Below are 15,787 nucleotides of genomic sequence, written 5' to 3'. Positions count from 1 at the left end.
CTCCAAAGAAACATTTTGAAGAGGTCATCTCACAAAAAAGCTTTATTAATATACTCATGAAAGAACCAGTAAATCACAACAAAACTGTGCAATAACGTTTTGCTGCTGTCGTAATGAAATTGTAAAAATTAGTATTCCCTTTAAAATCATCAGAACTTTTCTATCAAAGGATAACAACAATGAAAAATGGTGTTACTGCAACCGTAGAAGCTCTTTCTGCTCTGATTGCTTCAGGTAATCCTCTTTTTAAGAATGGGGCGTTATGGACGCCTCACCGCCCTATTCGTCCTGAAAAATCTGAAGGTGGTATTCCATTTCAACTCGAAACATCCTTTAAAGCAGCGGGAGATCAACCTCAAGCCATTAAAACTCTGGTTGAGGGAATTGAAAAAGATGAACGGACACAGGTGCTTTTAGGGGTTACTGGCTCAGGAAAGACCTATACAATGGCAAAAGTCATTGAAAAAACACAACGCCCAGCTCTCGTTTTAGCCCCCAATAAAACGCTTGCCGCACAACTTTACGGAGAATTTAAGAGCTTTTTTCCTCATAATGCTGTTGAATATTTTGTTTCTTATTATGACTATTATCAGCCAGAAGCCTATGTTGCACGCTCTGATACCTATATTGAAAAAGAATCCTCCACTAATGAACAAATAGACCGTATGCGCCATGCTGCAACACGCGCTGTCTTAGAGCGTGATGATGTCATTATTGTGGCGTCTGTATCCTGTATCTACGGAATTGGCTCGGTAGAAACCTATACAGCCATGACTTTACAAATACAAAAAGGGGACAAACTCAATCAGCGAAAACTCCTAGCTGATTTAGTTTCTCAACAGTATTACCGACAAGACATAAACTTTATTCGTGGTTCTTTTCGTGTACGAGGTGATACAATTGAAATTTTTCCTGCCCATCTTGAAGATCGTGCTTGGAGACTTTCGCTGTTTGGCGATGAAGTAGAAACAATTACTGAATTTGATCCTCTTACAGGACAAAAAACAGCAGCTCTTCAATCCATTAAAATTTATGCCAATTCACACTATGTCATACCGCGGCCAACACTCAATCAAGCAATGAAAGCCATTAAAATAGAGTTGGTTCAACGTCTTGATGAATTGAACGCAGCAGGACGCCTTTTAGAAGCACAACGTTTAGAACAGCGCACAATGTTTGACTTAGAAATGTTAGAAACGACCGGCTCTTGCGCCGGAATTGAAAATTATTCACGCTATTTAACAGGACGAAAGCCTGGCGAACCACCACCAACCTTGTTTGAATATATTCCAAACAACGCTCTTGTTTTTATCGATGAAAGCCATGTAACAATTCCTCAAATTGGTGGTATGTATCGAGGCGACTTTCGCAGAAAGGCCACTCTAGCAGAATATGGCTTCCGCCTACCCTCCTGTATGGATAATCGCCCTTTGCGCTTTGAAGAATGGGATGCTATGCGCCCACAAACCATTGCTGTCTCTGCGACACCTGGACGCTGGGAAATAGAACAATCCCATGGTGTTTTTGCTGAACAAATTATTCGTCCAACAGGACTTGTTGACCCACCAACCGAAGTACGTAAAGCTTCAACCCAAGTCGATGATGTTGTAAATGAAATTCGCAAAACAATTCAAAAAGGCTACCGTACCTTAGTCACTGTACTGACAAAACGTATGGCTGAAGATTTGACAGAATATCTTCATGAACAAGGTATTCGGGTACGCTATATGCATTCTGACATTGATACATTAGAGCGTATTGAAATTCTTCGCGATCTCAGACTTGGTACTTTTGATGTTCTCATCGGCATCAATCTACTTCGAGAAGGTCTGGATATCCCAGAATGTGGTTTTGTTGCCATTCTAGATGCCGACAAGGAAGGTTTTTTACGCTCTGAAACATCGCTCATCCAAACAATCGGACGCGCTGCACGCAACGTAGATGGGCGCGTTATTCTTTATGCTGATACCATTACTGGCTCTATCGAGAGAGCCTTAAAAGAAACAGAAAGACGTCGAGAAAAACAGATAGCCTATAATGAAGAACATCATATTGTCCCCACCAGTATTAAAAAAAATATCGACGATATTCTCAATTCAGGCGAAGAAAACCACCATACTCCGACAAAACTTACCAATTTTATCACGCAGAATAATATGGTTGGCAATAATTTAACAACCCATATTCAAAATCTCGAAAAATCAATGCGTCAAGCAGCCGCTGATCTAAACTTTGAAGAAGCGGCACGACTGCGTGATGAAATAAAACAATTACAAAAAATAGAACTCGCAATCGCAGACGATCCTTTCACACATCATAGTGAACAATCCACCCATAATCCCATGATGCAAACAAATCGTTTCTCAAAGCCAGATCTTGATCACATGGGCCCAACAATCGACACTGGAATTTTAGAAAAAAGCAAAACAAAAAAAAGGCCTCAAAAAAATGCTTTTCACAAAACAACACAAAACACAAGAAAACGTCAGCCTAATCAATAACCTAAAGCTGTTAAGCTGTTAAAAATAAATCTTTTCTCTCTAAAATCTTAAGTAAGATATCATTAATAAACAACACCATTCCAGAAATGAATAATTTCAATATCATCAATGCTACTCTAATTAAGAAAGAAAAATAACAAAGAAATGGTGTAAGAAAACATTTTTCATAATGATCTTTTTTATAAGAAGATTATACATCTCCCTAAAATATTTCTAAACCTTAAAGCAGTAACAACCAAATCAAAAAAGATCTCTTCCACATCCCCAAAACACCCCATATGCCATAACATAAGAGTATAAAACCAATTTTTATAATCAGCTTCTTATTCTTACAAAGCTATCAAACACAAGAGAATACTCTTATGAAAGATGCCAATAAATAAGACTTCTATCATGCTGATATAATCACATGATAGAAAGGGGGCTACCTTTTCCACGCTACTTTCGTTCATTTTTCAAGTCTTTTAAAATAAAAAAAGCTAAAAAGAGTGATTTTACATCACATTTTATGAACAAAGGCAAAATTAATAACGCTCAATACAATATTATAAACGAAAATAAGCAGCATATATTTCTTTAAAGCAAACTTTTGTCATGATTTTATGCTGAGATTTACTCAAAGGGCTTTTTATTCGTTTTATCAAAATAAATCATAAATCGTTCAGATTGTGTTTAATTTGACACGTAATAAAATGTGAAAAAATGCGAGTTTACATAATAAGGAGCATCGCTATGAAAAAAATAATCGAATTAGCGGTATTATCAGCAATAACAAATGTAAGTATTTTTATGCCACTAGGCACAACTCTTGCAGATACCTCATGGAGTTATGAAGAAAAGACTACCACGAAGAAAATGAAGAGTATAGAGAGAGAAATAGATGATCATATGAGGAGGGTAAATAAAGAAATAGATGATCGCATGAATCCTATGAAGAGAACAATTAATTCCCACTCCTCTTCTCATTCTTCTCCTCATCGTCGTCCTCTTCAACGTGTAGCCTATACAGGGAGTGAACATCGTCACCGTCATATTGAGCGCGAAACATATCATTATAGTAAACACAACACGACAACCCATCACCGTCATACCCATAAACATTATGAAACGCGTGGCAGCTCAGGAGAGGCTTTAGCAGCAGGCATTCTTGTTTTTGCTGCAGGTGTAATTCTTAATAATCTTTTAAAAAAGCCAAAACAGCCACAAACACAAATCATCTATCAAACCCCACAACACCCCCAAGTAACTTATCAAGAGGCCCCTCGGGTTATTTATCAACCAGTTCCACACAATCAAGTTATTGATGAAGTTCAGTCAACAACATATCAGCCCCTTCAGCAATCAGACACTCACAATTGGCTTCAATATTGTAAGAAAAAATACCGTTCTTTTAATCCAGAAACTGGGACTTTTCGGGGACGTGATGGCCGAGAATATATTTGTTATGCCCCATTAAATTAATTCTCGTTACATTCTACTAAAGAAGTTTCAAGTAACCCAAGAAACACTTGAGAGTGTTTTTTGGGTTATGCATTGAATTCTTGAAGGAAGGGATTCCACTGGCGCTCATAACCTAAGTTACTTCCTGGTCCATGCCCACAGATAAAACGGACATCATCGCCTAAAGGCAAAACTTTTTCTCGAAGTGATTTCATTAACGCGTTATGAGAACAAAAGGGAAAGTCCGTACGTCCAATAGAACCACGAAAAAGCACATCACCCAATAGAGCAAAACGCTGTTTTTCATTGAAATAAATGACATGACCAGGTGAATGTCCCGGTGTGTGAAAAACATTAAATACATGTCCAGCAAAATCAAGGCTATCGCCATCTTCTAACCATTGATCGGGCACACAACTGCGCGCATCAGGAATGCCATAGTTTTTTGCACTCTCACACGCCGCATCCATCACGGGCTTATCAGCCTGATGTGAACCGATAATTTTAACACCAAGAGCTTCTTTTGCTTGCATTGCTGCTCCCACATGATCAAAATGCCCGTGTGTTATCCAAATAGCTTCAACGACAACCCCTATCTTTTGGATGACTTTTTGAATTTGAGGCCAATCACCACCAGGATCCACTAAAACCCCCACTTTTTTTTCATTATCAAAAAGCAAAGTGCAATTTTGTTGAAAAGGTGTAACCGGAATAATATGTGTACTAAAATTGCTCATGATATCCTTTTCAAAGTAAAATTTTTCTAAGCTTCTGAAGGAGCATTGTCTTCTTTATTAAAATAGCTTGCTCGACAGCTTTATGCAACTTATGTAAACTTAGACTTTGTAAAAATGCAATTTTTTTGTTAAGGTTTTGAAGAATGACTGATCATATTCAAGTTCTGTGTGATGATGCTCCTCACCTTCTTGTGATCGATGATGACACCCGCATTCGCAATCTTTTATTGCAATTTCTTATTAAAAATGGGTTTCGTGTTTCAGTTTCGGCTAATGCTGATGAAGCAAAACGGCAACTTGCAAGTTTAGATTTTGATCTTCTTATCGTTGACGTCATGATGCCTGGACAAAATGGTATTGATTTCACTTACGCACTTCGTCAAACAAGAGACGTTCCTATCCTCATGCTCACAGCTTTATCAGAAACAGATAACCGCATCCATGGCTTAGAAGCAGGCGCCGATGATTATCTTGCTAAGCCATTTGATCCTCGTGAACTTCTCCTTCGCATTCATGCCATTTTACGACGTGGTTTTCCACTAAACCAGCCGAAAATCGAGCAGATTATTTTTGGACCATATATCTTTTCCATTGCGCGGCGCGAACTCAAGAAAGGAGGAGAAGTTATTAAATTGACAGATAACGAACAAAAAATGATGGTTATTTTTGCTGAAAATGCAGGAGATATCATTCCACGCCATAAATTTGCAATGGATGATAAAAATATTAGCGAACGTGCAATTGATGTACAAATCAACCGCCTTCGCCGTAAGATCGAAGAAAATCCAGCACTCCCAATATGGCTCCAAACCGTACGAGGAGTAGGTTATAAACTTTCCATTGAACAAGCATAGCATGATCATAGCTGCAAGAAAATTTATCCGCTGGCTGACAAAGAAAATGCCAAAACGGCTTTATGCCCGCTCTTTGATCATTATTATTGCCCCTATGGTCCTTCTACAAACAGTGATTGCTTATGTTTTTATGGAGCGCCACTGGCAAATGGTGACCGAACGCCTTTCTACCGCTGTTGTCCATGATATTTCCGCTATTATTGATATCATTGAAACATATCCGCAACAAGATAACTACGAGGACATCAAACGCATTGCACAACAACGTATGGGATTAAACATGGCTCTTCTCCCTCCTACCCCTCTTCCTCCACCAGGACCAAAACCATTTTTTGCAATTCTAGATTATTTTCTCAGTGAAGAAATCACCCGTCAAATTAATCGCCCCTTCTGGATTGATACAGTAGGCGATTCTGATCTTGTTGAAATCCGTATCCACCTTGGTCATGCTATCTTACGCGTGTTTGCACCACGTAGCCAAGCCTATGCTTCCAATACTGCGATTTTTTTAAGCTGGATGGTCGGAACAGCTCTTTTTTTACTGCTGATAGCGATTTATTTTCTGCGCAACCAAATCAAGCCAATTCAACAATTGGCTGAGGCAGCAGAAAGTTTTGGACGTGGTCGTCCTTTACCTGAAGGATTTCAACCACAAGGAGCTGATGAAGTTCGTCGTGCTGGCATTGCTTTTTTACGCATGCGTGAACGCATTGAACGCCAAATTGAACAACGTACCATGATGCTTTCAGGCGTAAGCCATGATTTAAGAACAATTCTCACACGTTTTAAACTTCAGCTCGCCCTAGCAAATACTGACTTTGATATGAAACCCCTTGAGCAAGATGTAAGCGACATGCAAAACATGTTAGAAGATTATCTTGCTTTCGCCCGTGGTGAAAAAAATGAAAGTGTTACAACCTTTGATTTGAGCACTCTCATGCAAAAATTTTCCACCGATGCACATCTTCACAAACGTCAATTTTCTTATACCATTGAAGGGCCTACACAAATACAAGTACGCCCTCGTGCTTTCACACGCTTGGTCAGCAATCTCGTCTCAAATGCATTTTATTACGCCAACACCATTAAACTGACAGCCAACTCTCAAAAAGAATCCTTTATATTGATCATCGATGATAATGGACCTGGAATTCATAAAGATATGCGTATAAAAGTTTTTAAGCCATTCTTCAGAATTGATAAAGCAAGAAACCAAGATGCAAGCGGAACGGGACTGGGCCTTTCTATTGCCCAAGACATAGCGCGCAGCCACGGAGGCAATATTCAATTAGATGACAGCCCTCTAGGGGGCTTACGTGCTATTATTGATATCCCCCTATGAGCAATCTTTCAGCAAACCGTCTATAAACAATAACAGACTTGATATTTTAAGCATTCCCTACAGTTTCAAACAAAGTGTATTGCAGTGCCTTATAAGCGCTTTCTCCCGATAAAGCTACCATCTGAAAAGCAACATAATGGCTTTCACAGGCTTTCAAAGCGTGTATCAACAATGTTTCAACCTGTATATGGGATGGATGCGCTCCACCAGCCAAAAGGAGACCTTGCCGATAAATAATCGAATTATTCCTCTGCCAGTAATCAAAATGTCCCAACAACAACTTTTCATTAATCGCAAGCAATAAGCGTTGTATTTCAGCTGTTCGAGCATTTTCAATAGAAAGCTCAAATGAACAAGCCAAATGCAACGCTTCCTGCTCTTCCATCCATGAAAAAGCAAGACGATAATTTGCCCGTTTTCCTTCCACACAAACGCTAATTTCATCTTGGGCATCCCGCTCAAACGACCAATCATATTCACAGGCAATCTGTTCGATAAAGTCAACAGGATGCTCTTTTCTTTTTGTGGCGCAAAATGCAAGCCTCATCACAATCCTCAATCATCTTAAAACATTGTCAACAAAATATAAACCGCTTAAGTTGTAACAATATTTTGTCACAATCAGAACTTTTACACCAAACAAATACACATTAAAAACATCAAAACCACACCCCCCCAGAACACAATCATGCTCTTTAGGGCAACCTGATAATCATAAAACGAATCATCAAGTTTTTTCAGTGTATTGATACAAATTCATAGCGCCAGCCCCCATGATTCAAAAAAATGCATTTTACCCAAAAAAAATTTTAAAATAAATAAATGCTCCGCTCTAACAGACTCAAGATTAAGCATTTTTTAGTTTCAAACATCCCATTGAAAAATTGGGGATATTTTTTAAAAGTTTTTTTAGAGAAACTATTTTTCTTTTTTTCGTGTCTTATTTTTTTCCAAATCATCTTTTTCTAAATCATCAAGACGCTTTTTCAAATCAGCATTATCAGCATGGATTTTCAGCACCATCTCCTTAAAGGTCTCAAATTCTTCACGTGAAACAAGATCAAGCTTGTTGGCTATCTTTTCAGCCTGCACACGAAAAGCTGTTCCAGCTTCACGTCGTATACCTTGCGCAACGTCAGCAGCATCTGTTGCTAATTTTGCTAATTCATCAAGAATACGGTTTGATCCATTACGCATAACATTTTTCCTTAAATTTTAATATTAACACACGCATTATAGCGTATTCTCATAACATTTAGATACTGTAATTTGTTCCTTTTATCCTATTTTTTACCACGATGAGCAAAAATCTATTCCCCTTCCTGACTTGACCATTGTGCATTCATCTGTCATTTCTGACCATCAGAGTCACTTCATATCCATCTTATATAATGTAAAGTGCTTAATTCATGAACAATCTTGTCTGTCCAGCCATTGCCTTTCCAGATTTTATCAATCCGGTAATTGTCCGTTTAGGTCCCCTTTCTCTCCATTGGTATGGGCTTGGTTATGTTGTGGGTATTCTTTTTGCTTGGTGGTATGCGCAAAAATTATTAAAAAAACCGTCTCTATGGCATAAAAACCACCCTCCTATGAATAAAGAGAAGATAGGAGACTTTGTTGTTTGGTCTGCTATCAGTGTCGTTGTTGGTGGGCGCTTAGGACAAGTTCTTGTATGGGATCCCATTTATTATTTTAGCCATCCAAGTGCTATCATCGCAGTGTGGGATGGAGGGATGTCCTTTCATGGTGGTCTCATTGGCATTACAATTGCAATGATTTTGTTCGCCCGTAAAAATAACATCAATATACGAGAAATGTTTGATATAATTGCTGCCGGAGCACCTATCGGTATCGGTATTGTAAGGATATGCAATTTCATTAACCAAGAATTATGGGGAAACGTTACAACACAACCTTGGGCCGTTTGTTTTCCCTTAGATCCTGACTATTTACCCCGCCATCCAAGCCAACTTTACGAAGCATTTATGGAGGGATTCCTTCTTTTCATCATTCTCTTCATTGTTATTTTTGCTTTCAAAGCATTAAAACGCTCTGGCGCTGTATCAGGAATATTTATTATAGGTTATGCAATAGCACGTAGCATCTCAGAAATTTATCGTGCTCCCCAAGAAGATCCAGAATGGTTTTCCACCCTTTTTCATTCTACTGGTTTTACCTATGGTATGGCTTTATCCCTTCCTATGTTCCTTTTAGGGGGGTATCTCCTCCTTCAAGCTTTTAAAGACAAATCTAGCAAAAATGGCAACCCTGAAAGAAAAAATTAAGAAAATTATTGCGCTTCATGGCCCAATTTCTGTCAGTCAATATATGACGCTAACACTCACAGACCCTCAATTTGGCTATTATCGGACACAAACACCCTTTGGAAGCGCTGGTGATTTTATAACAGCCCCTGAAATAAGCCAATTATTTGGAGAAATGATAGGCATTTGGCTTCTCGCAAGCTGGAAAGCTCATGGTTGTCCTCACCCTTTTATTGTTGCAGAAATAGGTCCAGGACGCGGAACTTTAATGAGTGATATTTTGCGAACCATGCAAAAATTATCCTCAACTGCATTTAATTCTGCCGGAGTTTTCCTTATTGAAATAAGTGAAAAGCTCGCCAAAGAACAAAAAAAATCTCTTGCTCCTTATCAAAAACAAATTCATATCATTGAAAATTTTAATCAAATCCCTTCAAACGCACTTTTTTTCATTGCCAATGAGTTTTTGGATACGCTCCCCGTCAATCAATACATTAAAATCGATGGAGAATGGAGAGAACGCCGCATTACAGTCAATCAAGATGGAGATTTTATCTTTATTGCTGCCCCGCGTAGACTACCCTCTTCTTGTCTACAATCCTATTGCTCTGGAATGCCTGATGGAACAATTTTTGAACATGCGCCCTCACGACATCAATTCGTGCAACAACTTAGCAACCATTTAATGCAAGTAACAGGTTCTGCTTTGCTTATTGATTATGGTGCTCGTGAGCTTGCTTTTGGCGATACACTACAAGCACTCTCAAAACATAAATTCCGTGATATTTTTGATGCTCCAGGTCAACATGATTTAACATCTCATGTAGATTTTTCCTTTTTAAAGGATATAGCCCTTGAACAAGGCTGTTTTATTGAAATCTTAGAACAAGGAGACTTTCTTTTAAAAATGGGACTTCTAGAACGCGCACAACAGCTTGGGGCGAATAAAAATGCTCCATTGCAAGATAAAATTCGCCAAGATGTCGAGCGATTAGCTGGCCCAGATCAAATGGGCAAATTATTTAAAGTTTTACATATGAGTGATAAAAACATACCTGTACCTCCCAGATTTTGATGATCAAAAATATTGACAAATACGCGCATTTCACACACCATTCTCTCTTTGAAAATAACCATTTTTATGAGGAAATTTAATGAAGCCTACCTCACCCCCTATCCTTGCGAAAGAGCTTTCTGCCTTACACATACACGGGATAAAACATGGTTTTTTCACACGTCAATGCGGTATTTCAAAAAGTCTCTTTCCAAGTCTTCATGTTGGACAAAATTTAAATGATCAATCTGCGCAAAATTACCTTTTGATCGCTGATTATTTTAGTGTTGAGGTACAAAATTTAATCACTGTCAATCAAATACACTCCTCTGAAGTTATCGTAGTGAATCAACCTTTTATGGGTGAAGTTCCCAAAGCAGATGCTCTCATTACCACCGTGCCAGGACTCGTCATCGGCATTCTTACAGCAGATTGTGGTCCCGTTTTATTGGCTGATCCACAAGCCGGTGTCATCGCTGCAGTCCATGCAGGCTGGCAAGGAAGCTTAAAGGGAATTATAGAAAAAACAATTACTGTTATGGAAAAACAAGGAGCCAAAAGACAATCAATAACAGCAGTTCTTGGTCCTTGTATTGGCCCTTGCCACTACGAAGTCACAGACGAATTTTACCAACAATTTATTGAGTGCGAGAGTAAATTTCAAAAATATTTTTTAAAAACAGATAAAGTTAATCACTTTCACTTTAACCTGTGGGCATTCATTCTCAATCAACTCAAAGAAGCAGGGGTTAGTGCTTCTTGTTTAGAACTTTGCACCTACCAAGATGAACAGCGTTTTTTCTCCTATCGGCGTGCAACACTCCGAAATGAACCGGATGATGGACGACAATTTTCTGCGATTATGTTGACGAGATGAAATAGGGCTTTTTCATCTAAAGAGAATAGCAAAACTGCAAAATAAAATTTTTGCTTACAGTGAAACAAGAAACACTCTCAAACATTGTGCTTTTTATCAAAAATATTTTCTTAACAAACAAAGTATGAAGGGGCTAACTATTCTTATTCTCAAAAATTTGCCTGGATGGCTAAATTCAAAACAATTTTTAAACATGAACTTTGCTTTATTCTTTTTATACAGAAAACCATATCCGCATTGTTTTATAGAGTAAAAGAAAAAATAAAACACAGAAGCTCTTTAATAAGAAAAGATAAAATTGTAACGTTTTTGTAATTGTTATCCTTGCAATCTGATAATAAGAAGTTAAAAAAACTTATCATACTCTACCATGACGACTCAGAGGTTCCACTATGAAGCTTTTCTGCGGCAATTCTAATCCACGCCTTGCTGAAGATGTTACAAATTATTTAAGCATTCCCTTAGGCAAAGCAACCGTGAAACGCTTTGCTGATCAAGAAATTTTTGTAGAATTACATGAAAATGTCCGTGGACAAGATGTGTTTGTTTTACAATCCACATCCTATCCAGCCAACGATCATTTGATGGAACTGCTCATTATGATTGATGCGCTTCGCCGCTCTTCTGCGCGTCGTATTACAGCCGTCATCCCCTATTTTGGTTACGCACGCCAAGACCGTAAACCTGGACCACGCACCCCCATTTCCGCAAAACTTGTTGCCAACTTGATTACCGAAGCAGGAGCCCACCGTGTTTTAACATTGGATCTTCATGCCGGACAAATTCAAGGTTTTTTTGATATTCCCACAGATAATCTCTATGCTGTTCCGGTTATTTCTCGCGATGTCAAAATGCATTACTCGCTTGAAAATGTTATTGTTGTTTCACCTGATGTTGGAGGGGTGGTACGCGCCCGCTCACTTGCCAAGCGCTTAAATAGTTTGCTGGCTATTGTTGATAAACGTCGCGAACGTCCTGGTGAATCAGAAGTTATGAATATCATCGGAGATGTCTCTGGAAAAGATTGTCTTTTGCTTGATGATATTGTTGATTCTGGTGGAACTCTATGCAATGCAGCAAGTGCTCTCCTAAAACACGGTGCCAATAGTGTTACGGCTTACATCACGCATGGTGTTCTTTCTGGAAATGCTATTGAGCGTATTACTAACTCAGAGATGAAAGAATTGGTTATTACAGATTCGATTATGCCAACAGGGGCCATTGAAAAAGCCCATAATATTCGCGTTCTGCCGATTTCCGACCTGATTGGCGAAGCAATCGCTAGAACAGCAGCAGAACAATCTGTCTCAAGTTTATTCGGTTAAAGTGGTGCTTTAGGATCTCCTGGTGCCGTTTCGACACCAAGATCAGGAAATGCAACGATGCGTTGACCACTAAAATGTGTATGAATAACAATGAGTCCGCGCTCTTCAAAATAGGTTAAAAGCCGACGTGCACGGCTTAAAGAGTGTGTTCCATAAAGACGGGCTAAAAATGCATCGGATGGGCATGGCTTTCCGCCCAATGCGGCCTGTGCCACATTCAAGAAGACTCCTTGAACATCATCTTCCAAACTTTCTGATATCTGCAAAATATGTTTCCAATGTTCACTTACAGCTGTTTGTTCATCGACAAAAGCTTGAGCAATCGCCAATTTACGCCGAAATTGTGAAAGATTAAAAGGAACTTTAGACATACCATGGATACGGCAACGAACTGAAAAATCTTGATAAAGCACTGCTGTTGAACGATAAAAAGCCTCAGGATCCTCAAGAATTTCTCGAATAACATGTTCTGCTTGACACTCTCGCTCAACATCAGAAAGTTCAGGAAATAAACTTAGGTTTTCTTCTAAGTCCTCTTGTTTTTTATGCACCACCTCCTCTAACATCTCGTGCATTGATTTTTCTCTCACAGGCTCTCGTATTTGTTTAAATGGCGTTAAAATTTCCTCTGGTGAAGCCGTAAAAACGAGTTCTTTTGCATCTATGTGCTCTGTTGGAAGTGGCATTAATTTAGGGCTAGAAGAGCGTGCTAAAGTTTCAACCGAACCAATGATAATTGGTAAGGGACGTCGTGATAAAGCAGGACCTAAAGCGATAAAATGTCCCCGCTCAAGATCTCTAAACATTTCCGCTTGACGACGCTCCATCCCCAAAAGATCAGCCGCACGCATCATATCAATATCTAAAAAAGTCCGACCTATTAAAAAATTTGAAGCTTCAGCAGCAACATTTTTGGCAAGCTTAGCCAAACGTTGTGTTGCAATAACACCAGCAAGTCCCCGTTTACGTCCTCGACACATAAGATTTGTCATAGCACTCAGAGAAATTTTACGCGCTTCATCGGAAACTTCTCCTGCCGCAGTTGGAGCAAACAATTGTGCCTCATCAACCACCACAAGCATAGGATACCAATAATCACGTTCCACATCAAACAGTGCCCCAAGAAAAGCCCCCACAGCACGCATCTGTTGTTCAGTATCCAAGCCCTCCAGGTTAAATACCACCGAAACCCGATGTTGCCGAATGCGATGAGCAATACGCGTCAATTCTAATTCGCTACGTTGAGCCTCTACAATAACATGACCAAATTTATCGGCCAAAGTGATAAAATCGCCTTCTGGATCAATCACGCAGTGCTGCACCCACTTAGCACTTTGTTCTAAAAGACGGCGTAAAAGATGTGATTTCCCTGAACCGGAATTACCTTGTACAAGAAGACGTGTCGCCAATAATTCTTCCAAATCAAGAAGCGCTGGCATCGATTTATGCAAAGCACGACTCTCTGACATCTCACCCAAGGCAATCTCAACCTTCATAACATCTCCAGTGTTTAATTTTAAACATATTAGCGCCTATTGGTTGATTCTCCATCCGCATAGTAATTTGTAACATTTCCTCCTTTTTAACGGTAGAAATCATCGATTTTTCCCACAACTCTTGCATCTATGAATAGTTTGAATTATAGAACAAGCTTCTACGTAGACACCCTTGGAGGCAGCGTAGAATGGAGCAATCGCTGTTTTCTAGCGCATATCTTCATATCCATGCAAAAACTGTTATTGTTTTTGAAGGATCTCCAATCATGTAAAAAGGACTTAAATTATGAGTAAAAGCTACACTCTTAAGGCCGAAAAACGCGAGCGGGTTGGTAAGGGGTCCTCCCGTGAACTTCGCCGCAACGGTCTTATCCCTGCTGTCATTTATGGTGAAAAACAACCTCCTTTGGCAATAACAGTTCCCTATAAAGAGATTTTCTACAAAATCCAAGCCGGTGGCTTTCGGACCACCATTGCAACGATTGTCCTCGACAAGAAAAAAATTATGGTCTTGCCAAAAGATTACCAATTGGACCCTGTGCGTGACTTTCCTCTCCATGTCGATTTCTTACGCATTTCAGCAAAATCTGTTGTAGAAGTGAATATTCCTGTCCACTTCCTCAATGAAGATACAGCACCTGGACTTAAAAAGGGTGGTGTTCTCAATATTGTTCGCCATGAAATTGAATGTACCGCTCCAGCAAATGCTATTCCTGAGGCTATTGAAATTGATCTCTCCAGCTATTCTATTGGTGATTCTATCCACATTTCAGCTGTGCAACTGCCAAAAGATGTGACACCCATTATCCAAGATCGCGACTTTACTATTGCAACCATTGCAGCGCCTGCGAGCGTAGATGTCAGTGATGAAACTTCCGAACAAGAAAAAGATGAAGACGAGGCGCAAACTTCATAAAACTCAACAGGCGGGAATTTTTCCCGCCTTAATTTATGAAACGTATACTCCCCTCACACTTTGACTGAAGGTACATATGTGGCTTATTGCTGGTCTTGGCAATCCTGGTTTGCAATATCAAAATAACCGCCATAATATCGGTTTTATGGCTGTTGATACTATTTATCAGTCCTTTTCTTTCTCTCCATGGTCGAAGAAGTTTCAAGCAGAAATCTCTAGCGGTTTTATAAATAATGAGAAAATTTTTCTTATTAAACCGCAAACTTTTATGAATCTTTCGGGGCAAGCTATCGGTGAAGCTTTGCGATTTTATAAACTCGATTTAAAGAGTTTGATCATTATTTATGATGAGTTAGACCTGTCACCGGGAAAAGTCCGTGTAAAAATCGGAGGAGGAAATAATGGGCATAATGGTATTAAGTCTATTGATGCCCATTGTGGTAGCGACTATTGTCGCATACGTATAGGTATTGGTCATCCTGGAAGCAAGGAACTTGTTCATCATCACGTTTTAGGAAACTTTACCAAATCTGATCAAGAATGGTTGCTCCCTCTCTTAGAGACCATTGCAAAAAATATTGCTCTCCTCATAAAGGGTGACAAATCTCTTTTTATGAATGAAGTTTCACAAACGATAAAAAATAAAAACTTATTCTAATCTTTTATTTCTCTCATCGGTAAAAAAATCAATATTTCTCTATAGAAATTTTATATAATATATTGATTTATAAAATTAATTTTTTGTACGCTAAATAAAAACACCCAATATCATAAAATTCAATTCAAGTCTATTGATAATGAAATAATCAAAAACATTGGCTTACACCTCACAAATTGGAAAGGTATACGGATAAAAACTCTTGAAAAAAGAAAAAAATGCCTCTTATAAAACTTCTCAAAAGCAAAACCTGTTTGGGCAATATGAAAATCTGGCAAATAAAATAATGATATTTGTGCAGACTTTTTGAAAAAGAAAGG

14 protein-coding genes are annotated in these 15,787 nt (G+C 38.8%); 10 read left to right on the top strand and 4 right to left on the bottom strand.

What is annotated here, in order from left to right; genetic code table 11:
* Positions 1-179: 179 nt before the first annotated feature.
* Positions 180-2,501: an excinuclease ABC subunit UvrB gene (gene uvrB / locus D1092_RS01805; protein WP_120121924.1), complete on the top strand. Its 2,322-nt coding sequence runs from the start codon at positions 180-182 to the stop codon at positions 2,499-2,501.
* 732 nt (positions 2,502-3,233) lie between these two features.
* Positions 3,234-3,962, top strand: a complete 729-nt coding sequence (locus D1092_RS01800; RefSeq protein WP_120121923.1) for a BA14K family protein — start codon at positions 3,234-3,236, stop codon at positions 3,960-3,962.
* Positions 3,963-4,027: 65 nt separating this feature from the next.
* Here the strand turns inward: D1092_RS01800 and D1092_RS01795 are convergent, their stop codons facing one another.
* The gene (locus D1092_RS01795) at positions 4,028-4,678 is read right to left on the bottom strand and encodes an MBL fold metallo-hydrolase (RefSeq protein ID WP_148255599.1); all 651 of its coding nucleotides are present in this window, start codon (positions 4,676-4,678) and stop codon (positions 4,028-4,030) included.
* Between the two features lie 143 nt (positions 4,679-4,821).
* On the opposite strand from D1092_RS01795, the gene D1092_RS01790 reads away from it, so the two are divergent.
* Together D1092_RS01790 and D1092_RS01785 are read left to right on the top strand one after the other, a co-directional pair.
* Entirely contained in the window at positions 4,822-5,532 is a 711-nt protein-coding gene (locus tag D1092_RS01790; protein ID WP_148255598.1) for a response regulator, read from the top strand.
* 1 nt (position 5,533) lies between these two features.
* Positions 5,534-6,874, top strand: coding sequence for an ATP-binding protein (locus D1092_RS01785; RefSeq protein WP_120121921.1), 1,341 nt, complete (start codon positions 5,534-5,536; stop codon positions 6,872-6,874).
* A gap of 46 nt (positions 6,875-6,920) precedes the next feature.
* Here the strand turns inward: D1092_RS01785 and D1092_RS01780 are convergent, their stop codons facing one another.
* Both D1092_RS01780 and D1092_RS01775 read right to left on the bottom strand, forming a co-directional pair.
* The gene (locus tag D1092_RS01780; protein WP_120121920.1) at positions 6,921-7,421 is read right to left on the bottom strand and encodes a type III secretion system chaperone family protein; all 501 of its coding nucleotides are present in this window, start codon (positions 7,419-7,421) and stop codon (positions 6,921-6,923) included.
* Between the two features lie 371 nt (positions 7,422-7,792).
* Complete coding sequence (locus tag D1092_RS01775) at positions 7,793-8,071, bottom strand: accessory factor UbiK family protein (protein WP_120121919.1); 279 nt, start codon at positions 8,069-8,071, stop codon at positions 7,793-7,795.
* Positions 8,072-8,283: 212 nt separating this feature from the next.
* On the opposite strand from D1092_RS01775, the gene lgt reads away from it, so the two are divergent.
* The 4 genes from lgt to D1092_RS01755 all read left to right on the top strand — a co-directional run bounded on the left by lgt (position 8,284) and on the right by D1092_RS01755 (position 12,397).
* On the top strand, positions 8,284-9,162 hold the full coding sequence (gene lgt, locus D1092_RS01770) for a prolipoprotein diacylglyceryl transferase (protein WP_120121918.1): 879 nt from the start codon (positions 8,284-8,286) through the stop codon (positions 9,160-9,162).
* On the top strand, positions 9,137-10,216 hold the full coding sequence (locus D1092_RS01765; RefSeq protein ID WP_120121917.1) for a class I SAM-dependent methyltransferase: 1,080 nt from the start codon (positions 9,137-9,139) through the stop codon (positions 10,214-10,216). Before lgt ends, D1092_RS01765 begins: the two co-directional genes overlap by 26 nt.
* A 79-nt stretch (positions 10,217-10,295) precedes the next feature.
* Positions 10,296-11,072, top strand: a complete 777-nt coding sequence (gene pgeF, locus D1092_RS01760; RefSeq protein WP_120121916.1) for a peptidoglycan editing factor PgeF — start codon at positions 10,296-10,298, stop codon at positions 11,070-11,072.
* A gap of 392 nt (positions 11,073-11,464) precedes the next feature.
* On the top strand, positions 11,465-12,397 hold the full coding sequence (locus D1092_RS01755) for a ribose-phosphate pyrophosphokinase (protein ID WP_120121915.1): 933 nt from the start codon (positions 11,465-11,467) through the stop codon (positions 12,395-12,397).
* On the opposite strand, the gene D1092_RS01750 is transcribed toward D1092_RS01755, so the two are convergent.
* Complete coding sequence (locus D1092_RS01750; protein WP_120121914.1) at positions 12,394-13,893, bottom strand: helicase HerA domain-containing protein; 1,500 nt, start codon at positions 13,891-13,893, stop codon at positions 12,394-12,396. The two genes, D1092_RS01755 and D1092_RS01750, sit on opposite strands and share 4 nt — an antisense overlap.
* Before the next feature lie 286 nt (positions 13,894-14,179).
* On the opposite strand from D1092_RS01750, the gene D1092_RS01745 reads away from it, so the two are divergent.
* Positions 14,180-14,809, top strand: coding sequence for a 50S ribosomal protein L25/general stress protein Ctc (locus D1092_RS01745; RefSeq protein WP_120121913.1), 630 nt, complete (start codon positions 14,180-14,182; stop codon positions 14,807-14,809).
* 76 nt (positions 14,810-14,885) lie between these two features.
* A complete protein-coding gene (gene pth, locus D1092_RS01740) occupies positions 14,886-15,467 on the top strand; it encodes an aminoacyl-tRNA hydrolase (RefSeq protein WP_120121912.1) in 582 nt (193 codons plus the stop codon).
* Positions 15,468-15,787 lie beyond the last annotated feature (320 nt).

It is taken from the genome of Bartonella krasnovii (assembly GCF_003606345.3).
In the GTDB taxonomy this organism is placed as follows: domain Bacteria; phylum Pseudomonadota; class Alphaproteobacteria; order Rhizobiales; family Rhizobiaceae; genus Bartonella; species Bartonella krasnovii.
The sequence above is the reverse complement of the archived record's forward strand: the minus strand, read 5'-3'. Positions and strand labels throughout refer to the sequence as shown.